Origin of the sequence: Streptomyces malaysiense (assembly GCF_000980885.2) — a bacterium.
GTDB classification, from domain to species: domain Bacteria; phylum Actinomycetota; class Actinomycetes; order Streptomycetales; family Streptomycetaceae; genus Streptomyces; species Streptomyces malaysiense.
On record NZ_LBDA02000049.1, the window covers coordinates 24060 to 49419 of the forward strand.

General features: G+C 73.5%; 29 protein-coding genes. 21 read left to right on the plus strand and 8 right to left on the minus strand.

All coding sequences use genetic code 11. The features are described from left to right. Window positions 1–79: 79 nt before the first annotated feature. Window positions 80–1657, minus strand: a complete 1578-nt coding sequence (locus VT52_RS20500; protein ID WP_046423097.1) for a hypothetical protein — start codon at window positions 1655–1657, stop codon at window positions 80–82. A 195-nt stretch (window positions 1658–1852) separates the two neighbouring features. On the opposite strand from VT52_RS20500, the gene hisD reads away from it, so the two are divergent. The 10 genes from hisD to VT52_RS20545 all read left to right on the plus strand — a co-directional run bounded on the left by hisD (window position 1853) and on the right by VT52_RS20545 (window position 9584). Beyond that, window positions 1853–3178, plus strand: a complete 1326-nt coding sequence (gene hisD / locus VT52_RS20505) for a histidinol dehydrogenase (protein WP_046423101.1) — start codon at window positions 1853–1855, stop codon at window positions 3176–3178. Beyond that, window positions 3175–4287: a histidinol-phosphate transaminase gene (locus tag VT52_RS20510; RefSeq protein WP_046423103.1), complete on the plus strand. Its 1113-nt coding sequence runs from the start codon at window positions 3175–3177 to the stop codon at window positions 4285–4287. The genes hisD and VT52_RS20510 overlap by 4 nt, the downstream gene beginning before the upstream one ends. Beyond that, window positions 4284–4877 carry an imidazoleglycerol-phosphate dehydratase HisB gene (gene hisB, locus VT52_RS20515; protein ID WP_046423105.1) on the plus strand — a complete coding sequence of 198 codons (594 nt, stop codon included), beginning with the start codon at window positions 4284–4286 and terminating at the stop codon, window positions 4875–4877. The genes VT52_RS20510 and hisB overlap by 4 nt, the downstream gene beginning before the upstream one ends. A gap of 3 nt (window positions 4878–4880) precedes the next feature. After that, a complete protein-coding gene (locus tag VT52_RS38035) occupies window positions 4881–5045 on the plus strand; it encodes a hypothetical protein (protein ID WP_046423107.1) in 165 nt (54 codons plus the stop codon). Then, window positions 5042–5686: an imidazole glycerol phosphate synthase subunit HisH gene (gene hisH, locus VT52_RS20520; RefSeq protein WP_206306572.1), complete on the plus strand. Its 645-nt coding sequence runs from the start codon at window positions 5042–5044 to the stop codon at window positions 5684–5686. The genes VT52_RS38035 and hisH overlap by 4 nt, the downstream gene beginning before the upstream one ends. Before the next feature lie 3 nt (window positions 5687–5689). Then, window positions 5690–6412, plus strand: a complete 723-nt coding sequence (gene priA / locus VT52_RS20525) for a bifunctional 1-(5-phosphoribosyl)-5-((5-phosphoribosylamino)methylideneamino)imidazole-4-carboxamide isomerase/phosphoribosylanthranilate isomerase PriA (RefSeq protein ID WP_046423111.1) — start codon at window positions 5690–5692, stop codon at window positions 6410–6412. A 16-nt stretch (window positions 6413–6428) separates the two neighbouring features. Beyond that, window positions 6429–6824 (plus strand): RidA family protein, encoded by a 396-nt coding sequence (locus VT52_RS20530; RefSeq protein ID WP_046423113.1) that lies wholly within the window; start codon window positions 6429–6431, stop codon window positions 6822–6824. Between the two features lie 6 nt (window positions 6825–6830). Then, a complete protein-coding gene (gene hisF / locus VT52_RS20535) occupies window positions 6831–7586 on the plus strand; it encodes an imidazole glycerol phosphate synthase subunit HisF (protein WP_046423114.1) in 756 nt (251 codons plus the stop codon). A gap of 120 nt (window positions 7587–7706) precedes the next feature. Further along, on the plus strand, window positions 7707–8297 hold the full coding sequence (locus tag VT52_RS20540; protein WP_046423115.1) for an ArsR/SmtB family transcription factor: 591 nt from the start codon (window positions 7707–7709) through the stop codon (window positions 8295–8297). Window positions 8298–8345: 48 nt separating this feature from the next. Beyond that, window positions 8346–9584 (plus strand): MFS transporter, encoded by a 1239-nt coding sequence (locus tag VT52_RS20545; protein ID WP_046423116.1) that lies wholly within the window; start codon window positions 8346–8348, stop codon window positions 9582–9584. Between the two features lie 3 nt (window positions 9585–9587). Here the strand turns inward: VT52_RS20545 and VT52_RS20550 are convergent, their stop codons facing one another. Further along, complete coding sequence (locus VT52_RS20550; RefSeq protein WP_046423118.1) at window positions 9588–9986, minus strand: VOC family protein; 399 nt, start codon at window positions 9984–9986, stop codon at window positions 9588–9590. 15 nt (window positions 9987–10001) lie between these two features. After that, on the minus strand, window positions 10002–10637 hold the full coding sequence (locus tag VT52_RS20555) for a TIGR03085 family metal-binding protein (RefSeq protein WP_046423120.1): 636 nt from the start codon (window positions 10635–10637) through the stop codon (window positions 10002–10004). A gap of 82 nt (window positions 10638–10719) precedes the next feature. Between VT52_RS20555 and hisI the strand changes: the two genes are divergently transcribed. The 11 genes from hisI (at window position 10720) to lgt (ending at window position 19809) form a co-directional block, all read left to right on the plus strand. Next, window positions 10720–11118, plus strand: a complete 399-nt coding sequence (hisI, locus tag VT52_RS20560) for a phosphoribosyl-AMP cyclohydrolase (RefSeq protein WP_046423122.1) — start codon at window positions 10720–10722, stop codon at window positions 11116–11118. Between the two features lie 11 nt (window positions 11119–11129). Continuing rightward, window positions 11130–12608, plus strand: coding sequence for an anthranilate synthase component I (locus VT52_RS20565; protein WP_046423147.1), 1479 nt, complete (start codon window positions 11130–11132; stop codon window positions 12606–12608). A 51-nt stretch (window positions 12609–12659) separates the two neighbouring features. After that, window positions 12660–13298: a TIGR02234 family membrane protein gene (locus tag VT52_RS20570; protein WP_046423124.1), complete on the plus strand. Its 639-nt coding sequence runs from the start codon at window positions 12660–12662 to the stop codon at window positions 13296–13298. A gap of 168 nt (window positions 13299–13466) precedes the next feature. Continuing rightward, complete coding sequence (locus VT52_RS20575) at window positions 13467–13730, plus strand: HGxxPAAW family protein (protein ID WP_046423126.1); 264 nt, start codon at window positions 13467–13469, stop codon at window positions 13728–13730. Between the two features lie 232 nt (window positions 13731–13962). Further along, window positions 13963–14430, plus strand: a complete 468-nt coding sequence (locus VT52_RS20580; RefSeq protein WP_046423148.1) for a DUF2752 domain-containing protein — start codon at window positions 13963–13965, stop codon at window positions 14428–14430. 145 nt (window positions 14431–14575) lie between these two features. After that, window positions 14576–15385 (plus strand): indole-3-glycerol phosphate synthase TrpC, encoded by an 810-nt coding sequence (gene trpC / locus VT52_RS20585; RefSeq protein ID WP_046423128.1) that lies wholly within the window; start codon window positions 14576–14578, stop codon window positions 15383–15385. A 21-nt stretch (window positions 15386–15406) separates the two neighbouring features. Further along, entirely contained in the window at window positions 15407–15595 is a 189-nt protein-coding gene (gene trpM, locus VT52_RS20590) for a tryptophan biosynthesis modulator TrpM (protein ID WP_046423130.1), read from the plus strand. A 116-nt stretch (window positions 15596–15711) separates the two neighbouring features. Then, window positions 15712–16995, plus strand: coding sequence for a tryptophan synthase subunit beta (gene trpB, locus VT52_RS20595; protein WP_046423132.1), 1284 nt, complete (start codon window positions 15712–15714; stop codon window positions 16993–16995). Beyond that, window positions 16992–17810 carry a tryptophan synthase subunit alpha gene (trpA, locus tag VT52_RS20600; protein ID WP_046423134.1) on the plus strand — a complete coding sequence of 273 codons (819 nt, stop codon included), beginning with the start codon at window positions 16992–16994 and terminating at the stop codon, window positions 17808–17810. The genes trpB and trpA overlap by 4 nt, the downstream gene beginning before the upstream one ends. A 124-nt stretch (window positions 17811–17934) precedes the next feature. Further along, window positions 17935–18711 carry a DsbA family protein gene (locus VT52_RS20605; protein WP_046423136.1) on the plus strand — a complete coding sequence of 259 codons (777 nt, stop codon included), beginning with the start codon at window positions 17935–17937 and terminating at the stop codon, window positions 18709–18711. Between the two features lie 96 nt (window positions 18712–18807). Then, entirely contained in the window at window positions 18808–19809 is a 1002-nt protein-coding gene (lgt, locus tag VT52_RS20610) for a prolipoprotein diacylglyceryl transferase (RefSeq protein WP_046423138.1), read from the plus strand. Window positions 19810–19882: 73 nt separating this feature from the next. On the opposite strand, the gene VT52_RS20615 is transcribed toward lgt, so the two are convergent. Genes VT52_RS20615 through VT52_RS20635 form a run of 5 tightly spaced genes read right to left on the minus strand, consistent with a single transcriptional unit; the run spans window position 19883 to window position 25353 of the window. Beyond that, window positions 19883–20689, minus strand: a complete 807-nt coding sequence (locus tag VT52_RS20615; RefSeq protein ID WP_046423139.1) for an HpcH/HpaI aldolase/citrate lyase family protein — start codon at window positions 20687–20689, stop codon at window positions 19883–19885. After that, window positions 20686–21939, minus strand: coding sequence for a CaiB/BaiF CoA transferase family protein (locus tag VT52_RS20620; protein WP_276207956.1), 1254 nt, complete (start codon window positions 21937–21939; stop codon window positions 20686–20688). Before VT52_RS20620 ends, VT52_RS20615 begins: the two co-directional genes overlap by 4 nt. Further along, the gene (gene rbsK / locus VT52_RS20625) at window positions 21936–22829 is read right to left on the minus strand and encodes a ribokinase (RefSeq protein WP_046423140.1); all 894 of its coding nucleotides are present in this window, start codon (window positions 22827–22829) and stop codon (window positions 21936–21938) included. Before rbsK ends, VT52_RS20620 begins: the two co-directional genes overlap by 4 nt. After that, complete coding sequence (locus VT52_RS20630; RefSeq protein ID WP_046423141.1) at window positions 22826–24187, minus strand: ADP-ribosylglycohydrolase family protein; 1362 nt, start codon at window positions 24185–24187, stop codon at window positions 22826–22828. Before VT52_RS20630 ends, rbsK begins: the two co-directional genes overlap by 4 nt. After that, window positions 24175–25353, minus strand: coding sequence for an ADP-ribosylglycohydrolase family protein (locus VT52_RS20635; protein WP_046423142.1), 1179 nt, complete (start codon window positions 25351–25353; stop codon window positions 24175–24177). Before VT52_RS20635 ends, VT52_RS20630 begins: the two co-directional genes overlap by 13 nt. Window positions 25354–25360 lie beyond the last annotated feature (7 nt).

A 25360-nucleotide genomic window follows, 5' to 3' on the forward strand; every position in this document is an offset into this window, starting at 1 on the left:
TGTGCGACAGGGTGGGGCAAGGGCCGTCTCCACGTACATGACCGCACACGACCACACACACCCGCGCACAGCCGCGCGGTCAGCCGCGCCGCAGCAGCCGGGTCGCCCCCGCCGCCACCGTCGTCGCCAGGATCCAGCCGAGCAGGATCATCACCGCGGACAGCCACTGCCAGGGGCCGCGCAGCTGCCACTCGCCGACCTGCCCGAGGTCGATCACCGGCAGCAGCAGGTCCAGGGTGAACAGCGCCGGGCTCCAGTAGGGGTGCTCGCCGTGGTTCGTCGGAGGGTGCGCGGCATGGGCGAAGGTGAGGGTGCCGGCCGCCCAGAGCACCGCCATCCACACCGCGGCGCGGCCGGGCCGGTAGCCGTACGCGACCGTCAGGTCCTGGACGTAGCCCCAGAGCTTGCCCGCCAGCGGCAGCGTCTCGCGGCGCCTGCGCTGCTTGGCGAGCAGTACTTCCCTGGCGTCCTCGTCCTCCCCGGCCTCCCGCAGCACCGAGGCGAGTCGCTCGTACGGCTCCGGGGCGTACTCGGCGGTGGCCGCGGCGACCCAGTCCAGGCGCCGGGTCAGCGGGAACGGGCCCTGCGGCACCAGATTCTCGTAGGCGAAGCCGCCCATGTGCAGCCGCCCGGCGCCCGGCCAGGCGCCCGCGCGGTCCACCAGGTTCATGATCTGCGCCCCCGACAGCACCACCTTGCCGCGCTGCGGCCCGTCCCCGAGGAAGCGCAGCTCGGGCGCGTGCACCCGGCGCAGCGACAGCTCCTGGTCGTCGGTGAGGGTGAACCGGGACCGCTCCAGGTCCACCGCGTCCCCGAACCGCCCGTCGTCCAGCCGCAGCCCGCCCTGACACTCGAACCGCTGGATCCGGGTCCCGCGCGCCGGGGTGGTCCCGCTGAGCAGCGGGTTCCCCACGCCGGCCGGGGTCAGGTACAGGGTGCGCTCCACGCTGAGCTGGGGCGCGTTCAGGGCCAGCCGGGCGTACGGGTTGGACAGGCGCGCGCCGCGCAGGCTCAGCGACCCCCCGGTCTGGGCGCCGCGCAGCCGCAGCTCGCCGTGCGACTCCAGCAGCTCCGCCTGGAGGTCCTGGCCGACGTTGAGTCCGTCGGCGGAGATCGAACGCCCGCTGCGGTCGCGGTACACGATCGCCTGGTTGAGCAGGAGATCGGTGCCGATGTGCGCGTCGGTCAGCCGGACCCCGTTCTGGAAGCGGCAGCGCGGCAGGTGCAGGTCGCCCTCGGTGTGCACCCGGGCCGCCTCCAGGCGCGGCACCGAGCAGTTCACCAGGCGCAGCGTGCTGAACCGCGCCTCCGGCACCAGCACCTGTTCGTCGAAGCGGCAGTCACTCAGCTCGGTGTACGGCCGCACGGTCCCGCCCGCCAGATCCAGGGCGCCCGTGACCCGCACCCCGGCGAGCTTCAGCGCGGACACCCGCCCGGCGAGCGCGGGCGGTCCGTCCAGCAGCAGCCAGGCGACGATGCGCGCCCGCACGGACCGCTCGGGCCCCCAGGGATGGCCGCCGTGCGGATCGTCCACGACGGAGTCGCCGCTGCCCAGGTCGTACACACTGCCGTTGCGGAAGGCCTGCCACATGCCCGCCTCGGCCGCGGTCAGGTCGTCCGGCAGGTCCCCGGCGGCGAAGCCGGTCCCCTCGGTCACCGCTGTTCCTTCCTTCTCCGCTGTCCGGGTGATTCGTCCAGCCGTTGATGCCCGCTGGGTGACGCCCGGAACACCCGGGGTGAAGGGGATCTTCCGAGTTCCGGCCAGCGTCTGTACCAGACATTGGTCCACGGCCTGTATCAGCCACTGATACGTGCGGACGACTACGGACGGCGGTCTGAGAGAATTGGGACCGTGATTTCCCGAATCGATCTGCGCGGCGACGCCCTCCCCGAGGGACCCGCCCTGCGTGACCTGCTGCCCCGAGCCGACTTCGACGTTCAGGCCGCCCTGGAGAAGGTGCGTCCGATCTGCGAGGACGTGCATCATCGTGGCGACGCGGCGCTGATCGAGTTCGCGGAGAGGTTCGACGGGGTGCGGCTGGAATCCGTCCGTGTCCCGGCCCGGGCGCTCGCCGACGCGCTGGCCGGCCTCGACGCGGACGTGCGCGCCGCCCTGGAGGAGTCCATCCGGCGCGCCCGTCTCGTGCACCGCGCGCAGCGCCGCACCACCCACACCACCCAGGTCGTCCCCGGCGGCGCGGTGACCGAGAAGTGGGTTCCGGTCGGGCGCGTCGGGCTGTACGCGCCGGGCGGTCGCTCGGTCTACCCCTCCTCCGTGATCATGAACGCGGTCCCGGCCCAGGAGGCCGGCGTCGAGTCCGTCGCGCTCGCCTCCCCGCCGCAGGCCGGGTTCGGCGGGCTCCCGCATCCGACGATCCTTGCCGCCTGCGCGCTGCTCGGCGTGGACGAGGTGTACGCGGCCGGCGGCGCCACCGCCGTCGCGATGTTCGCGTACGGCACCGAGTCCTGCCCGCCCGCCGACATGGTCACCGGGCCCGGCAACATCTGGGTGGCCGCCGCCAAGCGCTACTTCACCGGCCGCATCGGCATCGACACCGAGGCCGGACCCACCGAGATCGCGATCCTCGCCGACGACACCGCCGACCCGGCGCACGTGGCCGCCGACCTGATCAGCCAGGCCGAGCACGACCCGCTCGCGGCCGCCGTGCTCGTCACCGACTCCACGGACCTCGCGGACGCGGTGGAGAAGGAGCTGGAGCCGCAGGTCGCGGCCACCAAGCACATCGACGACCGGATCCGCCCGGCCCTCGCGGGCCGGCAGTCCGCGATCGTCCTGGTGGACGGCGTCGAGGAGGGTCTGAAGGTGGTCGACGCGTACGGCGCCGAGCACCTGGAGATCCAGACCGCCGACGCCGCCGCCGTGGCCGACCGGGTGCGCAACGCGGGCGCGATCTTCATCGGCCCCTGGGCGCCCGTCTCCCTCGGCGACTACGCGGCCGGATCCAACCACGTCCTGCCGACCGGTGGCTGCGCCTGCCACTCCTCGGGCCTGTCCGTGCAGTCCTTCCTGCGCGGCATCCACATCGTCGACTACACCAGGGAAGCGCTGGCCGAGGTCGCGCATCACGTGGTGACGCTGGCGGAGGCGGAGGACCTGCCGGCGCACGGCGCGGCGGTCAAGGCGAGGTTCGGCTGGAAGGTACCGGAGAGCAAGTGAGCGACGTAAGGATCGACGACCTCCCCATCCGGGACGAGCTGCGCGGCAAGTCCCCTTACGGCGCGCCCCAGTTGGACGTCCCGGTCCGCCTGAACACGAACGAGAACCCGTACCCGCTGCCCGAGCCGCTCGTCGAGCGGATCGCGGAGCGGGTCCGGGAGGCCGCCCGCGACCTGAACCGCTACCCCGACCGGGACGCGGTCCGGCTGCGCACCGAGCTGGCCAAGTACCTCAGCGACACCGGCGGCTTCCCGCTCGCCCTGGAGAACGTCTGGGCGGCGAACGGCTCCAACGAGGTCATCCAGCAGCTGCTCCAGACCTTCGGCGGGCCCGGCCGCAGCGCGATCGGCTTCGAGCCGTCGTACTCGATGCACGCGCTCATCGCCCGCGGCACCGGCACCGGCTGGATCTCCGGGCCCCGCGAAGAGGACTTCACCATCGACCCGGCCGCCGCCGCGCGCGCCATCGCCGAGCACAAGCCGGACGTGGTCTTCCTCACCACCCCCAACAACCCCACGGGCAACGCGGTTCCGGCCGGGACGGTCCGCGCGCTGTACGACGCGGCGCAGGCGGCCAAGCCGTCGATGGTGGTCGTGGACGAGGCGTACGTCGAGTTCAGCCACGGCGACTCGCTCCTGCCGCTGCTCGAAGGCCGCCCGCACCTGGTGATCTCGCGCACCATGTCCAAGGCGTTCGGCGCGGCGGGCCTGCGTCTCGGCTACCTCGCGGCCGACCCGGCCGTGGTGGACGCCGTCCAGCTGGTCCGGCTGCCGTACCACCTGTCGGCGATCACCCAGGCGACCGCGCTGGCCGCCCTGGAGCACACCGACACCCTGCTCGGCTATGTCGAGCAGCTGAAGTCCGAGCGGGACCGGCTGGTCGCCGAGCTGCGTGCGATCGGCTACGACGTCGTCGAGTCCGACGCGAACTTCGTGCAGTTCGGCCGGTTCGCCGACGCCCACGGAGTCTGGCGGAAGATCCTCGACCGGGGCGTCCTGGTCCGGGACAACGGCGTACCGGGATGGCTGCGGGTCTCCGCGGGCACGCCCGAGGAGAACGACGCGTTCCTCGACGCCGTACGTGAAGTCAAGAAGGAGCTTGAGGCATGAGCCGCGTAGGGCGCGTCGAGCGCACCACCAAGGAGACCTCGGTCCTGGTCGAGATAGACCTCGACGGCACCGGGCGGACCGACATCGCCACCGGCGTCGGCTTCTACGACCACATGCTCGACCAGCTCGGCCGGCACGGTCTGTTCGACCTGACCGTGAAGACCGACGGCGATCTGCACATCGACTCCCACCACACCATCGAGGACACCGCCCTCGCGCTCGGCGCCGCCTTCAAGCAGGCGCTCGGCGACAAGGTGGGCATCTACCGCTTCGGCAACTGCACGGTCCCGCTGGACGAGTCCCTCGCCCAGGTCACCGTCGACCTGTCCGGCCGCCCCTACCTCGTGCACACCGAGCCCGAGCGCATGGCGCCGATGATCGGCGAGTACGACACCACGATGACCCGGCACATCCTGGAGTCCTTCGTGGCCCAGGCACAGGTCGCGCTGCACGTTCACGTACCGTACGGACGCAACGCCCATCACATCGTGGAGTGCCAGTTCAAGGCGCTCGCCAGGGCGCTGCGTTACGCCTCCGAGCGCGACCCGCGCGCGGCCGGCATCCTCCCGTCGACGAAGGGCGCGCTGTAACCCATGACCGGTCTGTCGACCATCCTGATCGTCGTCGGCCTCTTCCTGGTCGGCGGCATCATCTCCTTCGTCAAGCAGAAGATGCCCACCAGCCTGATCGTGCTGCTCTCCATCGCGGCCGGGATGTGCCTGGTCGCCGGCGTCATGCGGCTGGAGGTGTGGAATTGAGCGCGGCCGCCAAGAAGGTCGTCGTCTTCGACTACGGCTTCGGCAACGTCCGCTCGGCCGAGCGCGCCCTGGCGCGGGTCGGCGCCGACGTGGAGATCACGCGCGACTTCGACGCGGCGATGAACGCGGACGGTCTGCTGGTGCCGGGCGTCGGCGCCTTCGCCGCCTGTATGCGGGGCCTGCTCGACGCCCGCGGTGACTGGGTCATCGACCGCCGGCTGTCCGGCGGACGCCCGGTGATGGGCATCTGCGTCGGCATGCAGATCCTGTTCTCGCGCGGCATCGAGCACGGCGTCCAGGCCGAGGGCCTGGAGGAATGGCCCGGCACCGTAGGCCCCCTGGAGGCCGACGTCGTGCCCCACATGGGCTGGAACACCGTCGACGCGCCCGCCGACTCCGAGCTGTTCGCCGGCCTGGACGCCGGCGCCCGCTTCTACTTCGTGCACTCCTACGCCGTCCACGACTGGACGCAGGAGACCCACAACCCGCTGATCGCCGCGCCGAAGGTCACCTGGGCCACGCACGGCAAGCCCTTCGTCGCGGCGGTGGAGAACGGCGCCCTGTGGGCCACCCAGTTCCACCCCGAGAAGTCCGGCGACGCCGGCGCCCAGCTCCTCACCAACTGGATCGGAACCCTGTAGACCATGGCCAAGCTCGAACTCCTCCCCGCCGTCGACGTCCGCGACGGCCAGGCCGTACGCCTCGTCCACGGCGAGTCCGGGACCGAGACCTCCTACGGCTCGCCGCTGGAGGCCGCCCTCGCCTGGCAGCGGTCCGGCGCCGAGTGGCTGCACCTGGTCGACCTGGACGCGGCCTTCGGCACCGGTGACAACCGGGCGCTGATCGCCGAGGTCGCGCGGGCCATGGACATCAAGGTGGAGCTGTCCGGCGGCATCCGCGACGACGACACCCTCGCCGCCGCTCTCGCCACCGGCTGCACCCGCGTGAACCTCGGCACCGCCGCCCTGGAGACCCCGGAGTGGGTCGCCAAGGTGATCGCCGAGCACGGCGACAAGATCGCCGTCGGCCTGGACGTGCGGGGCACCACCCTGCGCGGCCGCGGCTGGACCCGCGACGGCGGCGACCTCTACGAGACGCTGGACCGCCTGAACAAGGAGGGCTGCGCGCGCTACGTCGTCACCGACATCGCCAAGGACGGCACCCTCCAGGGCCCCAACCTGGAGCTGCTGCGCAACGTGTGCGCGGCCACCGACCGGCCGGTCGTGGCGTCCGGCGGCGTGTCCTGCCTGGACGACCTGCGCGCCATCGCCGAACTGGTGCCCCTCGGTGTGGAGGGCTCCATCGTCGGGAAGGCCCTGTACGCGAAGGCGTTCACCCTGGAAGAGGCCCTGGCGGCCACGTCGTGAAAAGGGACACAGTGTCATGACATCTCAAGGCGCCCGGCGGGTGCAGAGCGCAAGTCCCTGGGAAGAGAGTTTCGGCTTCGCGCGCGCCGTCGCGGCGGGGGACCGGGTGTCGGTGGGCGGCACCACGTCCTTCAAGGGCACGGTCCTGTACGGCGAGGGTGATCCCTACGAGCAGACCAGGGTCGCCTTCGGGAACGCCCTGGAGGCGCTCAAGGAGTTCGGGCTCGGCGTGGAGTCCGTGATCCGCACCCGTATGTACCTGAGCCATGTGCGCGACGTCGACGAGGCCGGCCGGGCCCACAAGGAGCTGTTCGACTCCGTGCGCCCCGCCTCGACCCTGCTGGTGGTCGAGGGCTTCGTGGACCCGCGCATCCTGGTCGAAGTAGAGCTTGAAGCATTCAGAGGAGCCTGAGCAGTCATGACCCTGGCGGTCCGAGTCATCCCCTGCCTGGACGTGGACAACGGCCGGGTCGTCAAGGGCGTCAACTTCCAGAACCTGCGCGACGCGGGCGACCCCGTCGAGATGGCCAAGGTGTACGACGCCGAGGGCGCCGACGAGCTGACGTTCCTGGACATCACCGCGTCCTCGGGTGACCGGGAGACGACGTACGACGTGGTGCGCCGCACCGCCGAGCAGGTGTTCATCCCGCTCACCGTCGGCGGCGGCGTCCGCACCGTCGAGGACGTGGACAAGCTGCTGCGGGCCGGCGCCGACAAGGTGGGTGTGAACACCGCGGCGATCGCCCGGCCCGAGCTGATCCGCGAGATCGCCGAGCGCTTCGGCCGCCAGGTGCTGGTCCTGTCGGTGGACGCCCGGCGCACCGCGTCGGGGTCCTTCGAGGTGACCACGCACGGCGGCCGCCGGGGCACCGGCATCGACGCCGTCGAGTGGGCGCACCGGGCCGCCGAACTGGGCGCGGGCGAGATCCTGCTGAACTCGATGGACGCCGACGGCACCAAGGACGGCTACGACCTGGAGATGATCGCCGCCGTCCGGGCGCACGTCTCCGTGCCGGTGATCGCCTCCGGCGGCGCGGGCAGGCTGGCCGACTTCCCGCCGGCGGTCACCGCCGGCGCGGACGCGGTCCTCGCGGCCTCCGTCTTCCACTTCGGCGACCTGCGGATCGGCGAGGTGAAGGAGACCCTGCGGGAGGCGGGACACCCCGTCCGCTGACGCGCGCGTCTCCCCGGGCCCCGGTGGCTGAGCCACCGGGGCCTTCTCACGTCCGGTCACGGGACGGAAGTTGCGCAAAATTTATTGCGCAAGATTTCTTTCGTATCTAGGGTCGTGGACATGACAGAGAAGGAAAGGGGCCGCCGGATCAAGGACATGGGCACGCTCAAGGCGCTCGCCCACCCCCTGCGGATGCGGCTGTACCGGGCCCTGACACTCGCCGGCACCGCCACCGCCTCCCAGCTCGCCGAGCAGGTCGACGAGGCGGTCTCACTGGCCAGCTACCACCTGCGCAAGCTCGCCGAGCACGGGCTGATCGAAGAGGCCGAGCCGCAGCGCGGGGACGCGCGGGAGCGCTGGTGGCGGCCCGCCTCCGACGGCGTGCGGATCCGCGACGAGGACTTCCGCGACGCCCCCGAGGAGATCGCCGCGCACACCGCCGCGAGCCGGCTCTTCTTCGCCCAGCGGTCCGACATGTACCTGCGCTTCCTGGACGAACGCCCGCAGTGGGGCGAGCGGTGGGCACCCGGCGCGGTCTCCTCCGAGGCCGTGCTGCGGCTCACGCCCGGCGAACTCGCCGAACTGAGCGGGGAGATGCTCGCCCTCGTGCGGCGCTACGACGAGCGCGGCCGGGCCGCGGAGGCCGCGGGGGAGGGCGAGGGCCGCGAGAACGTCGCGGTGCACACCTACGCCTTCCCCTTCCACGGCTGAACCCCGCCGCTTCCCCGCCCCCGCGCCCCGGCCTCACAAGGAGCCCCCTTGAGCTCGACCCTCGTCGCCCCCGCCGCCGTGCAGGCCCACCGGGACCCCAATGTGCGGCGCTGGCTGGCCGCCTACACGTGCTCCATGCTCGGGGACAGCGTGTACTACCTGGCGCTGTCCTGGGCGGCCGTGCGGGCCGGGACGGCGGCACAGGCCGGCCTGGTGATGTCGGCGAGCGCGCTGCCCCGGGCCGTGCTGATGCTCGGCGGGGGAGTGATCGCCGACCGGCTCGGACCCCGGCGGGTCGTCATCGGCAGCGACGCGCTGCGCTGCGCCGCCGTCCTCGCGGTGGCCGCCCTGCTGTACCTCACCGGCCCCGGACTGTGGCCGCTCGCCCTGCTGGCGCTGGTCTTCGGCACCGTGGACGCCGTGTTCGTGCCCGCCGTGGGCGCCCTGCCCGCCCGGGTGACCGGCAAGGACCAACTGGCCCGCGTCCAGGGCATGCGCGGCCTGGCCATCCGCTTCGCGAGCGTCGTCGGCGCCCCGCTCGGCGGCCTCGGCGTGGCCGTCGGCGGCGCCTCCGCGGCCTTCGCCCTCGCCGGAGCGCTGATCGCCGTGTCCGTGCCGCTGCTGCTCTCCGTGCGGATACGGGAGCTGCCCGGCGGCCGCCCGGACGGCCCGCGCGCCACCGCCTGGGCCGACCTCGCGGCCGGGCTGCGCCACATCCGAGGCCACCGCGTCCTCGCCCCGCTGATGCTCGCCATCGCCCTCGGCGACCTGGGCTTCGTCGGCCCGCTCAACGTCGGGCTGACCCTGCTCGCCGAGCACCGCGGCTGGGGCGCCTCCGGGATGGGCCGGGTGCTCGCCGGGTTCGGCGTGGGAGCCGGCACCGCCTCGCTGCTGCTCACCCTCCGGGGCCGGCTGCCGCGCGCCGGACTGCTCGCCGGCGTCACCATCGTCGTCGGATCGCTGGCCATCGGCGCCCTCGCCTACGCGCCCGGCCTCTGGGCGGCCGTCGGCACCGCCCTGCTCGTCGGCCTGCTGACCGGGCTCAGCGGCGCCCTGTGCGGCGCCCTGCTCCAGACCCAGGCCGACCCCGCCTGCCTCGGCCGCGTCACCGCCGTCTCCAGCCTGATCAGCCTCGGTTTCACCCCGCTGAGCATGCCCCTCGCCGCCGCCGCGATCGGCGTCTGGGGGCTCGGCCCCGTCTACCTTGTCAGCGCCGGCGTGTGCGCCCTCGGCGGGGTCGTCGCCCTCGTCGTACCGGCCCTGCGCCGCGCCGAACTGCCCGCCTGAGGCTCACCCCTTCGGCTGCACCAGCTGCACCAGGTTGCCGCACGTGTCGTCGAACACCGCCGCCAGCACCGGCCCCTGCTCCCGCGGACCATGGGGGAAGCGGACACCCAGGCGGCTCAGGCGCCGGTGCTCGGCGGCGAGGTCGTCCACGGAGAACACGATGCAGGGGATGCCCGCCTCGTACAGCGCGCGGCGGTACGACTCGGCGATGGGGCCCTGGCCGGGTTCCAGCAGCAGCTGGAGGTCCGGCTGGGCGCCCCCGGACGCGCCGACCGTGACGAAGGGGACGCCGTCCCCGAGGTCCATGCTGGTGCGCGTCTCGAAGCCGAGGACGTCCGTGTAGAAGGCGTGCGCCCGCGCCACGTCGTCCACGTACACCCCGGTCATCGCGACCTTGATCACGGGCGGCCTCCCTGGTCAGAACCCCAGCTGCTTGGAGGAGTGCAGCTTGTCGATCGCGTCCGCCTCGCCCTCCAGCTCCACCCGCGCCGCCCGGTCCCGGCCGAACGCGAACAGCAGCAGCTCCGAGGGCTCCCCGGTCGCCGTGACCACCGGGACGCCCTTGTGCGCCACCACGGTCTGCCCGTCGGGCCGGCGCAGCACCAGACCGGTCGGCACCCCGCGCCCGAGCAGCCGCGCCGTCCGCTCCAGACGCGACCACAGCGCGTCCTGGAACACCGGGTCCAGCTCCCGCGCGCTCCAGTCCCGCTGCGCCCGGCGCACGTCCTCGGTGTGCACGTAGAACTCCACCGTGTTCGCGGCCTCGTCCACCTGCTTGACCTGGAACGGCGAGAACCGCGGCGGCCCCGTGCGGATCAGCTGGACCAGTTCCTCGTAGGGCTTCGCGGTGTACTCCGCCGTCACCTTCTCCAGACGCGGGGCGAGCTGCTTGATCAGCGCGCCCCCGGCCGCGTCCGGGCGGCGCTCGCGCACGATCACGTGCGCGGCCAGGTCCCGGGTCCGCCAGCCCTCGCACAGCGTCGGTGCGTCCGGGCCCACGGTTTCCAAGAGGTCGGCGAACAGGAGCCGTTCACGCTTGGCGAAGGTCGACATGGGGTCAGCCTACGGCCGGCCACCGGTCCGCGCAGTGGACACCCGCCCGGAGCCGCCGGTGACGCGCGGCACAATGGCATCCATGACCAGTACGCCCGGAACCCCCCGGCCCAGCAGCCTCGCCCCGGAGATCGCCGCCCGCCTCAAGCGCAGCGCCGACGGCCTCCTGCCCGCCATCGCCCAGCAGCACGACACCGGAGAGGTGCTCATGCTCGGCTGGATGGACGACGAGGCACTGCACCGGACCCTGACCACCGGCCGCTGCACCTACTGGTCGCGCAGCCGCCAGGAGTACTGGGTCAAGGGCGACACCTCCGGCCACGTCCAGTGGGTGAAGTCGGTCGCGCTGGACTGCGACGCCGACACCGTGCTGGTCCAGGTCGACCAGGAGGGCGCCGCCTGCCACACCGGCGCGCGCACCTGCTTCGACGAGGACGTGCTCCTGGAGGACGCCGGTCTCCCGTCCGGCGCGGACCGGTGAGCCCCGCCGCCATGGACCTGGAGACCTTCCGCAAGCTCGCCGCCGACCGGCGTGTCATCCCGGTCACCCGCAAACTGCTCGCCGACGGCGACACCCCGGTGGCCCTCTACCGCAAGCTGGCCGGCGAACGCCCCGGGACCTTCCTGCTGGAGTCCGCGGAGAACGGCCGCTCCTGGTCGCGCTACTCCTTCGTGGGCGTGCGCAGCGCCGCCACCCTCACCGCCCGCGACGGCGCGGCCCACTGGCTCGGCACCCCGCCCGTCGGCGTCCCCGTCGACGGCGACCCCCTCAAGGCGCTGCGCGCCACCCTCCAGGCCCTGCACACCCCGCACACCGAGGGCCTGCCGCCCTTCACCGGCGGGATGGTCGGCTACCTCGGCTACGACATCGTGCGCCGCCTGGAGAAGATCGGCCCCGGTGAGCGCGACGACCTGGGGCTGCCCGAGCTGACCATGCTCCTGACCAGCGACCTCGCCGTGATGGACCACTGGGAGGGCTCGGTCCTGCTGATCGCCAACGCGATCAACCACAACGACCTCGACACCGGCGTGGACGAGGCGTACGAGGACGCGGTGGCCCGCCTCGACGCCATGGAGGCCGACCTCACCCGGGCCGTGGCCCAGCCCCCGGCCGCACTGCCGCCCTCCGAGCTGCCCGAGTACACCGCGCTGTGGGGCGGCCCCGACTTCCGGCGCGCCGTGGAGGACGTCAAGGAGCGCATCCGCGCGGGCGAGGCCTTCCAGGTCGTCCCCTCGCAGCGCTTCGAGACGCCGTGCACGGCGAGCGCCCTGGACGTCTACCGGGTGCTGCGGGCCACCAATCCGTCGCCGTACATGTACCTGTTCCGCTTCGACGGCTTCGACGTCGTCGGCTCGTCACCCGAGGCCCTGGTCAAGGTCGAGGACGGCCGGGCCATGGTCCATCCCATCGCCGGCACCCGGCACCGCGGCGTCACGCCGCAGGAGGACCAGGCGCTCGCCGACGAACTGCTCGCCGACCCCAAGGAGCGCGCCGAGCACCTGATGCTGGTCGACCTCGGGCGCAACGACCTCGGGCGGGTCTGCGAGCCCGGCTCGGTCGAGGTGGTCGACTTCATGTCCGTCGAGCGCTACTCGCACGTGATGCACATCGTCTCCACCGTCACCGGGCGGGTCGCCGACGGCCGTACCGCCTTCGACGTGCTCACCGCCTGCTTCCCGGCCGGCACCCTCTCCGGCGCCCCCAAGCCCCGCGCGATGCAGATCATCGACGAACTCGAACCGTCCCGGCGCGGTCTGTACGGCGGCTGCGTCGGCTACCTCGACTTCGCGGGCGACTCCGACACCGCGATCGCCATCCGTACCGCCCTGCTGCGCGACGGCACGGCATACGTGCAGGCCGGAGCGGGCATCGTCGCCGACTCCGATCCGGTCGCCGAGGACCAGGAGTGCCGCAACAAGGCCGCGGCGGTGCTGCGGGCCGTGCACACCGCCAACCGGCTCGGCCGATAGGGCGCGTCTCACGGAACCCCGGGTGACGGTTCGCCCGGGGTTCAGGCGATAGTGGAGTACGTGACTGCCGTTCCTCACCCCCGTTCCGAAGCCGCCGCGCCCGCCCGGTCCGGCCGCCGGAGCCTCGCCGTGGCCCTCCTGTTCGGCGCGCTCGGCGCGGCCGTGGCGCTGCTCGCCAGCCGGCAGCGCTGGGCGGAGGGCACCGCGTCGGTGGCCGGCGGCGCGTTCCCGCTCACCGCGAAGGGCAGCGATGTCACGGGCGTGCCCGCGGCCCTCGCCATAGTGGGTCTCGCCGCGCTCGTCGCCGTCTTCGCCGTCCGCCGGGCCGGCCGCGTCCTCGTCGCCGGGCTGCTCTCGCTGTCCGGCGCGGGCATCATCGCGGCCGCCCTGGTCTCCGCCTCCGACGGCACCGTGCTGGACGAGAAGGCCGCCCAGGCCAGCGGCGACACCACCGCCACGGTCGCGGCGCTGAGCCACACCGGCTGGCCCTACGTGGCGGCCGCCGGTGGCCTGCTGATCCTGCTCGCGGGGCTGCTCGCGCTGCGCTTCGGCAGCGGCTGGCCCGCCATGTCCGGGCGCTACGAACGCGGCACCGACCGTCCGCGCAGATCGGCCAGGCCGGTCGATCCGGAGCGGCCCGAGGAGATCTGGAAGGCCCTGGACCGGGGCGAGGACCCCACCGGCGCCTGACCGCGCGCGGATGTGGCGAATCAGACGCCACCCCCGCGTCCGGCGCGCGTGCGCGTACGGGACAATGGACGGCGAGCGTCCGGCTCGGACAGTGACGGGCGGGCTCGGAGCCGTACGACACGTACGTCGCTCTCCTGGGACACGTACACAGCAACGAGGAGCACAGACATGGCGGGCAGCAGCCACGGCCACGGTCACACCCCGGCCGCCTGGACCGGCGTCATCATTTCCTTCATAGGCTTCCTGGTCGCCGGCGCCTTCATGGTGATGGCCAACGTCATCGGCTTCTGGGTCGGCATGGTGCTCATCATCGGCGGCGCGGTCGTCGGCGGCATCATGAAGGCCATGGGTCTCGGCGACCACCAGAAGCCCCTCGCGATGGTCGGCGGTGCCCCCATCGCCGTCCGCGAGCCCGTCGCGGTGGAGAGCTGAGCGGCCGAGCACGCGCCTCTTCGTGAGAAGGGCGGCCCGGGTGTCCCTGACGGACCCGGGCCGCCCTTCTCGCGTGTGCCGGGCCCCGGCCGGCCGCCTTCCCGCGCGCGCGGCCGCCGCGTCGGCGAGAATGCCTGACGTGACCGCCGCCGACCGCCCCGCCCCGCCCGCCGCCTTCCCGGCCGCCCGGACCGACCCCCGGCCGGACGCCCCGGGCACCTGGGCCCAGCCCCTGCCCGGCGCCCCCGCCCAGCCCTCGCCGGCCGCCCACCACCGGCCCTGGGTCCCCGCCGCCCCGCCGGCCCCCCGGTGGCGGCGCCTCGCCGTCCCCGCCGGTGTGCTCGCGGCCGTCGCCGGCGCCTTCACCTACGTCGGGATCGTCGATCCGAACCACCCCGGCCACTACCCGGTCTGCCCCCTCTACCGGTTCACCGGCCTGTACTGCCCCGGCTGCGGCGGGCTGCGCAGCGCGCACGCGTTCGCGCACGGGGACCTGGCGGCCGCCCTGCACGACAACGCGCCCGCCGTGGCCGGCTACCTCCTCTTCGCGGCGCTGTGGGTGGTGTGGGCGGTACGGGAGTGGCGTGGCCGGCCCGTGCGGTTCGAGATCGGCAACGCCCAGATGTGGGTCGTCGGCACGCTGCTGCTGGTGTTCAGCGTCGTCCGCAATCTGCCGTTCGGCGCCTGGCTGCACCCCTGACCCGCGGCGCCGACGTCCAAGGAGTGAAACCGGCGTCCACCGGATGCGAGGCCCCCGCCCTGCTCCGGATACCATCGAGTGACCACGGGTTTTCACAACCTGAAGGAACCTGAAGGAACCAACCGTCTGAAAGGGGGCCGCTCGCGTGAGTGTGCTCGACGAGATCATCGACGGAGTCCGTGCCGACCTCGCGGAGCGGCAGGCACGCGTCAGCCTCGACGAGCTCAAGGAGCGCGCGGCCAAGGCACCCGCCGCCAAGGACGGGGTGGCCGCGCTCCGGGGCGACGGTGTCAAGGTGATCTGCGAGGTCAAGCGCTCCAGCCCCTCCAAGGGCGCGCTGGCCGCGATCGCCGACCCGGCCGGGCTGGCCGCCGACTACGAGGCGGGCGGCGCCGCCGTCATCTCCGTCCTCACCGAGCAGCGCCGCTTCGGCGGCTCCCTCGCCGACCTGGAGGCCGTCCGCGCCCGCGTGGACATCCCGGTGCTGCGCAAGGACTTCATCGTCACCTCGTACCAGCTCTGGGAGGCCCGCGCGTACGGCGCCGACCTCGCCCTGCTGATCGTGGCCGCGCTGGAGCAGCCGGCCCTGGAGTCCCTGATCGAGCGCGCCGTCTCCATCGGTCTCACCCCGCTGGTCGAGGTGCACGACGAGGACGAGGCCGAGCGCGCCGTGGCCGCGGGCGCCCGGGTCATCGGCGTCAACGCGCGCAACCTCAAGACCCTGGAGGTCGACCGCGGCACCTTCGAGCGGGTCGCCCCCGAGATCCCCGAGGGCATCGTCAAGGTCGCCGAGTCCGGCGTGCGCGGCCCGCACGACCTGATCGCCTACGCCAACGCCGGCGCCGACGCCGTCCTGGTGGGCGAGTCCCTGGTCACCGGCCGCGACCCGAGGACCGCCGTCTCCGACATGGTGGCCGCGGGCGAGCACCCCGCGCTGCGGCACGGCCGCGACTGAGCTCCCGCTAGGCTGACCCCGATGACCGTGACCATGACGACCGCGGACCGCTACGCGCGCCTCGCCCGCGGCTGCCGCCCGCGCGGCTGCCGCGCGCCGGCGCGCCGTGTCCACGGTCGCCGGGTGCGCTACGTCATCGGGGACGAACCCGGGCAGGTCAACGGCATGCGATGGCAGCGGCCGACCTTCAGGGGCGCGGCGCGGAACTGAGTCCGCGGCTCCGCCGCGCGGGCGCGACCGGCCACATCCGGCCCGGGGTCGCCCCGTCCGCTCCGCCCCCACGGCGAGCAGTGTCTTTTCACACGCACACACCGTGAGGTACCGGCATGCCCAGCAACTACTTCTTCCCCGACCCGGAGGGTCAGGTCCCCAGCTCCGAGGGCTACTTCGGAGCGTTCGGCGGCAAGTTCATCCCGGAGGCCCTCGTCGCCGCCGTGGACGAGGTCGCCGTCGAGTACGACAAGGCCAAGCAGGACCCCGAGTTCGCCCGCGAACTGGACGACCTGATGGTCAACTACACCGGCCGCCCCTCGGCGCTCACCGAGGTGCCCCGGTTCGCCGGACACGCCGGCGGAGCAAGGGTGTTCCTCAAGCGCGAGGACCTGAACCACACCGGCTCGCACAAGATCAACAATGTTCTCGGCCAGGCGCTGCTCACCAGGCGCATGGGCAAGACCCGCGTCATCGCCGAGACCGGCGCGGGCCAGCACGGCGTCGCCACCGCCACCGCCTGCGCGCTGTTCGGCCTCGACTGCACCATCTACATGGGCGAGATCGACACCGAGCGGCAGGCCCTGAACGTGGCCCGGATGCGCATGCTCGGCGCCGAGGTGGTCGCCGTGAAATCCGGCAGCCGCACCCTCAAGGACGCCATCAACGAGGCGTTCCGGGACTGGGTCGCCAACGTCGACCGCACCCACTACCTGTTCGGCACCGTCGCCGGACCGCACCCCTTCCCGGCCATGGTCCGCGACTTCCACCGGGTCATCGGCGTCGAGGCCCGCCGGCAGATCCTGGAGCGCGCGGGACGCCTGCCCGACGCGGCCGTCGCCTGCGTCGGCGGCGGCTCCAACGCCATCGGCCTCTTCCACGCCTTCGTGCCCGACGAGGGCGTCCGCCTCATCGGCTGCGAGCCGGCGGGCCACGGCATCGACACCGGCGAGCACGCGGCGACCCTGACCGCGGGCGAGCCCGGCATCTTGCACGGCTCCCGCTCCTACGTCCTCCAGGACGAGGAGGGCCAGATCACCGAGCCGTACTCGATCTCGGCCGGTCTGGACTACCCGGGCATCGGGCCCGAGCACGCCTACCTCAAGGACTCGGGCCGCGGCGAGTACCGCGCGGTCACCGACGACGCCGCCATGCGGGCCCTGCGCCTGCTGTCGCGCACCGAGGGCATCATCCCGGCCATCGAGAGCGCCCACGCCCTCGCGGGCGCCCTGGACGTCGGCAGGGAACTGGGCCCGGACGGGCTGATCGTCGTGAACCTCTCCGGTCGCGGCGACAAGGACATGGACACCGCGGCCCGCTACTTCGGGCTGTACGACACCGACGCCGAGGTGGCCGCGGACGCCGCCGCCACCGCCGAGATCGAGGGGGACGCCAAGTGAGCGGCAACATCGAGCTGTTGACGGACACCCTCGCCGCCGCCAAGGCCGAGGGCCGGGCCGCGCTCATCGCCTATCTGCCGGCCGGGTTCCCGACCGTGGACGGCGGCATCGAGGCGATCAAGAACGTGTTCGACGGCGGCGCCGACGTCGTCGAGGTGGGCCTGCCGCACAGCGACCCGGTCCTGGACGGCCCGGTCATCCAGACCGCCGACGACATCGCCCTGCGCGGCGGCGTCAGGATCGCGGACGTGATGCGCACGGTGCGGGAGGCCCACGCGGCCACCGGCAAGCCCGTGCTCGTGATGACGTACTGGAACCCCGTCGACCGCTACGGCGTCGAACGGTTCACCGCCGAGCTGGCGGAGGCGGGCGGCGCGGGCTGCATCCTGCCCGACCTGCCGGTGCAGGAGTCCGCGCTGTGGCGGGAGCACGCCGACAAGCACGGCCTCGCCACGGTCTTCGTGGTGGCCCCGAGCAGCAAGGACGCGCGGCTCGCCGAGATCACCGCGGCGGGCAGCGGCTTCGTCTACGCCGCCTCGCTCATGGGTGTCACCGGCACCCGTGAGTCCGTCGGGGCGCAGGCCCAGGACCTGGTGCAGCGCACCCGGGTCACCCGTGCCGGGCTGCCCGTCTGCGTGGGCCTCGGCGTCTCCGACGCGGTCCAGGCCGCCGAGGTCGCCACCTTCGCCGACGGTGTGATCGTCGGCTCGGCCTTCGTCAAGCGGATACTGGACGCACCGGACCACGCGTCCGGACTGGCGGCGGTGCGCGAGCTGGCCGGGGACCTGGCGAAGGGCGTGCGCGGCCAGGCGTGACCCACGGGCCGCCGCGCGGCGGCCGGCCTGTGCCGGTCGTCATGTAACGGGCATTCCGGTCACTCGAACGGGTGGACCTCGGGCCGGGGAGGCGCGCTGCGCCTCCCCGGTTCGTTCTGGGGGTGTGAGCGAGAAGAACCGTGACGGAAAGCGGACCGCCCGCCAGCGGCTGGCGGTCGAGCGCGAGAAGCAGAAGTCCGCGGAGAAGCGGCGGCGGGCGCTGATCGTGGGCGCCGGCGTCGTCTGCGTCCTGGCCCTCGCGGCGGTGATCGGCGTGATCGCCGCGAACGCGGGCAAGAACAAGGCGAGCAACGACGCGGGCCCGGTCGTGGCGCCCTCCGGGGCGCAGGGCAAGGACAGTCTCGCGATCCCGGTCGGCAAGGACGGCGCGAAGTCGACGCTCACGATCTGGGAGGACTTCCGCTGCCCCGCCTGCCAGGCCTTCGAGACGGCGTACCGGCCCACCCTTCACGAGCTGGTCGACGCGGGCAAGCTCCGCATCGAGTACCACCTGGTCCGGCTGATCGACGGCAATCTCGGCGGCACCGGCTCGCTGCGCGCGGCCAACGCGGCGGCGTGCGCCCAGGACGCCGGGAAGTTCCGCGCCTACCACGACACGCTGTACTCGAACCAGCCCAAGGAGACCGACGACGCCTTCGCGAGCAACGCCAAGCTGATCACCCTGGCGGGCAAGGTCGGCGGGCTGGACACACCGGCGTTCCGGAAGTGCGTGAACACGGGGACGCACGACAGCTGGGTCGACCGCTCCCAGAAGGCGTTCCAGAGCGGAGGCTTCACCGGCACGCCCACGGTGCTGCTCGGCGGCAAGAACATCTACCAGGACCAGACGATGTCCCCGGCCAAGCTGAAGCAGATGGTGGAGTCGGCGGACCAGGGGTGAGGGGCCGCGGGCGGCCGAATCCCATGTCCCTGTTACGGACCCGTGGCCAGGCGGCTTGGTGTCGCCGGGGCCCGGCACGGTAGCGTCGGACTTGCCATGGAACTTGCCTACATTCCCAGTCCGTCCCGCGGGGTGCTGTATCTCGGCCCCATTCCGCTGCGCGGCTACGCCTTCTGCATCATCATCGGCGTCTTCATCGCCGTCTGGCTCGGCAACCGGCGCTGGGTCGCCAGGGGCGGGCAGTCCGGCACGGTGGCCGACATCGCGGTGTGGGCCGTCCCGTTCGGCCTGGTCGGCGGCCGGCTCTACCACGTGATCACGGACTACGAGCTGTACTTCAGTCCGGGCCGTGACTGGGTGGACGCCTTCAAGGTGTGGCAGGGCGGTCTGGGCATCTGGGGCGCGATCGCCCTCGGGGCGCTGGGCGCGTGGATCGGGGCGCGCCGCCGCGGCATCCCGATGCCCGCGTACGCCGACGCGGTGGCGCCCGGCATCGCCCTCGCGCAGGCCATGGGGCGCTGGGGCAACTGGTTCAACCAGGAGCTGTACGGCAGGGAGACCCATCTCCCCTGGGCGCTGCACATCACGTCCTCCGAGGGCGGCCGGGTCCCGGGGTACTACCACCCGACCTTCCTCTACGAGTCGCTGTGGTGCATCGGCGTCGCCTTCCTGGTGATGTGGGCCGACCGCCGCTTCAAGCTGGGCCATGGCCGGGCGTTCGCCCTCTACGTCGCCGCGTACTGCGTGGGCCGCGCCTGGATCGAGTACATGCGGGTGGACGACGCCCACCACATCCTCGGCCTGCGTCTGAACGACTGGACGGCGCTGATCGTCTTCCTGCTGGCGGTCAGCTACATGATCGTCTCGGCCCGCCTCCGTCCGGGACGCGAGGAGATCGTGGAGCCCCTCGCCCCCGGCGGCCCGGCGACGGGCACGGAGACCGACGAGGCCGCCGAGCCGGGCTCCGCGGCCGACAAGCCCGCCCCGGAGCCGAAGGGCGAGCCGTCGGACGAACCGCGGGACGAACCGCAGGACGAACCGGCGGGCGGGCCGAAGGCGGCCGCCGGGGAATCCGGGCCCGCGACGAAGAAGAGCTGACGAGCGGTCCGTACGACGTGAGGGGCGCCCGGGTCCTCCCGGGCGCCCCTCACGCGTGTGCCCGCCGAGATCCTCACCGCCGCCGGGTCAGCGACAGCGTGCGCCGGGCCATCGCCACCACCGCCGCGTCGACGAAGCGGCCGTCGGGGAGGGCCTGTGCGCCGGGCTCGGTGGTGGCGGCCTTGAGGACGGTCTCGGCATGGTCGCGCTCGGCCGAGGTGGGCAGGTAGGCGCGCTCGATGACCGGGAGCTGGCGGGGGTGGATCGCGGCCCGGCCGAGGAAGCCGAGGGCGCGGCCGTGGGCGCAGGAGGCGGCCAGGCCGTCCAGGTCGCGGATGTCGGGGTGGACGGTCTGCGCGGGCGGGGGCAGCCCCGCGGCCCGCGCGGCGACGATCACCCGGGAGCGCGGCCAGTCCAGCCCCGAGTCGGCCCGTACCCCGAGGTCGGCCCTAAGATCCGCCTCCCCGAGGGAGATGCCCCGCAGCGAAGGGTGCGCGCCCGCGATGGCGTACGCGTGCTCGACGGCCAGCGCCGACTCCAGCAGCGCGTAGAGAGGGAACGGAACGGCGGCGGCGACCGTGCGCACCTCCGCGGGGCTCGTCACCTTCGGCAGCCGCAGTCCCGACAGCCCCCGCAGCCCCCGCAGCGCCGTCAGGTCCGCGGCCGCCCACGGGGTGTCCAGGGCGTTCACCCGCACGTGTACCGGCACCGGCTGCACCGCCGTGAGCAGGTCCGCGGTGGCGGCGCGCGCGTACTCCTTGCGGTCCGGCGCCACGGCGTCCTCCAGGTCGATCACCACCACGTCCGCGCCCGCCACCAGCGCCTTGGCGACCACATGGGGCCGGTCCCCGGGGACGTACAGCCAGGTCAGCGGGGTCACAGGGCGCCCTCCGCGCGCAGGGCGGCGATGTCGGCCGGGGAGAGGCCCAGCTCGGTGAGGACCGCCTCGGTGTCCGCGCCGTGCGGCCGCCCGGCCCAGCGGACCGCGCCGGGCGTGGCGGACAGCCGGAACAGCACGTTCTGGAGGCGCAGCGGACCCAGCTCCGGGTCCGGCACGGTCGTCACCGTGTTCAGGGCCTGGTACTGGGGATCCGCCAGCACGTCCCGCACGTCCTGCACCGCCGCCACCGCCGCCTCCGCCTTCTCGAACGCCGCCAGGACCTCGGTACGGGTGCGGCCGGCGATCCAGGAGCCGACCGCCGCGTCCAGCACCTCCGCGTGCGCGGCCCGCTCCGCGCCGGTCGCGAACCAGGGTTCCTCGATCAGCTCCGGCCGCCCCACCAGCCGCATCACCCGCTCCGCCACCGACTGCGCGGACGTGGACACGGCGACCCAGGTGCCGTCGGCGGTGCGGTACGTGTTGCGGGGGGCGTTGTTCGCGGAGCGGTTGCCGGTGCGTTCCTGGACGTAACCGAGCTGGTCGTACCAGGTGGGGTGCGGGCCGAGCACGGACAGGATCGGCTCGATGATCGCCATGTCCACGACCTGCCCGGTGCCGGTGCGCTCCCGCGCGGCCAGTGCCGTGAGCACCGCGTAGGCGGTGGTGAGGCCCGCGACCGAGTCGGCGAGCCCGAAGGGCGGCAGGACCGGCGGGGCGTCCGGCTCTCCGGTGAGCGCGGCGAAGCCGCTCATCGCCTCCGCGAGGGTGCCGAACCCGGGCCGGCGCGCGTACGGCCCGAACTGCCCGAACGCGGTGACCCGGGCGAGCACCAGGCGCGGGTTTGCCGCGGACAGCTCCGCCCAGCCCAGATCCCATTTCTCCAGTGTCCCGGGGCGGAAGTTCTCGATCACGACGTCGGCGGTGGCGGCGAGCCGCAGCAGGGTCGCGCGGCCGCCCGGCCGGGACAGGTCCAGGGTGATCACCCGCTTGTTGCGGCCGAGCACCTTCCACCACAGGCCGACCCCGTCCTTCGCCGGGCCGTGCCCCCGGGACGGATCGGGCCGCCCCGGATGCTCCACCTTGATCACCTCGGCACCGAAGTCGCCGAGCAGCGTGGCGGCCATGGGCCCGGCGAAGAGCGTCGCCAGGTCCAGCACCCGCAGTCCGTCCAGCGCCGCGGCACCCGCCGCCGTACCCGCGCTCGTGCCCCCGCCCCAGCTCGCCGTACCCCCGCTCGTGCCCCCGCTCATGCGGTGAACCGGGCGTCGATCTCCGGGCGGTACGGCATCGACGCCGACGCCCCGGCCCGCTCGACCGAGAGGGACGCCGCGGCGGCCGCCCAGGACAGTGCCTCCCGCACGGGTTTCTCCTCGGCGAGGGCCACCGCGAGCGCCCCGGCGAAGGTGTCGCCCGCGCCCGTGGTGTCCACCGCCTCGACCCGGGGCGCGGGCACCACCAGCGGCTCGGCGTCCCGGGAGACGTACAGACAGCCGGTGGCGCCCAGGGTGACCACCGCGCGCGGCACCAGCTCCAGCAGCGCGGTGGCCGCCTCGCGCGGGTCGGTGCGGCCGGTGAGGGTGATCGCCTCGTACTGGTTGAGCACCAGGAGGTCGGTGGCGGCGAGGAGTCCGGGCGGCAGCGGCTGGACGGGGGAGGGGGTGAGGATCGTGCGGACCCCGTGCCGACGCGCCGCCGCGGCGCCCGCGACCACCGCGGCCGTCGGGATCTCCAGCTGGAGCAGCAGGGTGTCGGCGGAGGCGATCAGCCCCTCGTCGCCGGGCGAGAGGTGGTCGACGGTGCCGTTGGCGCCCGGGATGACGACGATGGAGTTGCCGCCCTCGTCGTCCACCACGATGTGCGCGGTGCCGGAAGGACCCTCGACGGTGCGCAGGAAGTCGGTGTCCACACCGGAGTGTTCGAGGGTCTCCCGCAGCCGGGACCCGGCCGCGTCGTTGCCCACCGCGCCGATCATGGAGACGGTGGCGCCGGCCCGCGCGGCGGCGATCGCCTGATTGGCGCCCTTGCCGCCGGGGATCGTGCGGAACTCCCGGCCGGTCACGGTCTCGCCGCGCTGCGGGGCCTCGGCGACGAAGGTGACGAGGTCCATGTTCGTGCTGCCGAGGACGGCGATATGGGTCATGGGCGGTTCGCCTCCAGGTGGGTGAGGTGGGCGAGGGTGTCGAAGCCGGTGCCGTCGAAGTCGGCCACGGCGGTGGCGAGCCGGTTCTTCAGCGGGGCCCGCCAGTGCTCGGGGATCGCGGCGGGGGAGCCCGCGAGGAGCCCGGCGAGGGCACCCGCGCTCGCGCCGACCGAGTCGGTGTCCAGGCCGCCCGCCACCGCCCGCCGGATCGAGCCGGTGAAGTCGCCGTCCGCGTGGGTGAGCGCGGCGGCCAGCAGGGCGGTGTTCGGCAGGGCGTGCACCCAGTGGTGGGCGGGGGAGTAGGCGGCGTGGAGTTCGTCCACCACGGTGTCGAAGTCATCGTGCCCGCAAGCCAGTCGAACGGCGTGGTCGACGGCCCCGGCCAGCCGGGAGCGGTGCGGGACGACCGACCGGCCCACGCGCAGACAGGAGTGGACGTCATGGTCGCCGGTGGCGGCCGCGGCGAGGGCGGCGGCGGTGAACATGGCCGCGTAGACACCGTTGGCCGTGTGGGTCAGCACCGCGTCCCGGTAAGCCTGTTCGGCGGCGGCGGCCGGGTCGCCCGGGTTGGTCCAGCCGTGGACGTCGGCACGGATCAGGGCGCCGATCCACTCCCGGAAGGGGTTGCGATGGCGGGCGGTGTGCGGGGGCTCCACGCCGCTGAGCAGGTTGCGGTAGGCGAGGCGCTCGGCGGTGAACGTGCGCCCCGGCGGCAGCTCCTGGAGCCACAGCCGGGCGACGTCCGCGGTGCTGAAGCCCTTTCCGTGCCGCTGGAGCAGCAGCAGGTTGAGCAAGGGGTAGTCGAGGTCGTCGTCCTCGGGCATGCCGTCGATGTTCTCGGCGAGCGAGGTGGCGGCCGAGCGGCGGTTCCACGGGTGCGCGCGGAGCAGTTCGACGGGCACGCCCCGGGCGGTGAAGTAGCCGCCGAGCGGCCAGTTGCCACTGGCCCGAGCGAGTGCGCGCAGGGCGTCCAGGGGCAACTTCTCGACCGGCTTGCCCAGCAGGCAGCCGACGGCCCGGCCCAGCCAGGACGCCTCGAACGCGAGCGGCCCCGGCGACCCGGCGGGCCGCGCGCCGGGCCAGTCGGGGCAGGCGGCCCGGATCGCGGACAGCTCGGTCGGTTCGTCGTCGGCCAGCCGGCTGGGCAGGTCGGCCAGTTCGTCCAGCAGATCCTCGGCGAGCAGCCGCAGATAGCGCGAGACGCGGTGCGGGGAGGCGCCCGCGCGGTCCGGGGCGTCCGGGCCGCCCGCCGCGCGCCAGCGCTCCTCGATCCGGGACGGCTCGCGGCCGTCGAGGCGGGCCTGGCGCAGCTCGTGGCCGAGCAGGTCCTCGGGCTGGACCCAGGTCAGTCGGAGCACGGCGCGCCTCCCAGGGCCGCGAAGGCCCTCTCGTGGGCGCGGCGCCGGCCGCGGTCGAGGGCGAACACCTCGCGCGCGACCTGGGCGAGCGTCCGGGCCGGCTGCCACAGGTCCAGGCGGCTCGCCTCGGCGACCGTCTTCGCCCAGTCCTCGGGCACCGGCGAGCCGAGCGCGCCCGCGAGGGCACCGGCCATGGTGGCGATCGAGTCGCAGTCGCGCCCGTAGTTGACCGAACCGAGCACCGCGTGCCGGAAGTCGCCGCCGGAGACCACCAGCATGCCCAGCGCGACGGGCAGTTCCTCGACGGAGTGCAGCCGCGAGGGGCGGCGGGCGCCGAGCGAGGGGGCCCGGTAGTCCGGACCGACCGTGTCGTAGGGCTCGACAGCCGCGCGCAGCGGACCGAGCGCCGACGCGAAGTCGGTGTGCCGGCGGGCCACTTCGCAGACCTTCTCGATCGCCTCCCGGGTCCCGTCCTTGGCCAGCGCCAGACAGGCGGTCACCACCGAGTCCGGGGTGGCGTCCGGCGCGGCGGCGGCGGCGACGGCCGCGGCGAGGACACCGGCCGCCTCCCGGCCGTACGACGACTGGTGGGCGCCGGCGACGTCCAGCGCCTCGGCGTACGCGGCGCGCGGGTCGGCCGCGTTGACCAGGCCGACCGGAGCCATGTACATCGCCGCACCGCAGTTGACGATGTTGCCGGTGCCCGCCTCCCGGGGGTCCACGTGACCGTGGGCGAGCCGGGCCACCAGCCACTTCTCGGCGAGGAAGAGGCGGTGCAGGGGCAGTGCCTCCGCCTCCAGCTCGGGGATCCAACGGGGGTTGGTCATCAGGTCCGGCACCAGGTGCTCGGCGATCGCGTAGGCGTCGAGGTGGTCCCGGACGCGGTCGTAGACCCGGACCAGGGCGTGCGTCATCAAGGTGTCGTCGGTGACGTGGCCGTCGCCCTTGTGGTACGGCGCCAGGGGCCGGGCGGTGCGCCAGGCGTCGCCGTGCCAGGGGCCGACGATGCCGTGCACGGGGCCGCCGTGGCGCTCGGTGATCTGGTCGGGGGAGTAGCCCTCGACCGGTCCGCCGAGGGCGTCGCCGACGGCGGCGCCGACGAGGGCACCGGCGATCCGTTCGTCCAGATCGGGCTGTCCGGTGCCTTTGGGTTGCTTGGGCGTCATGCCCGAA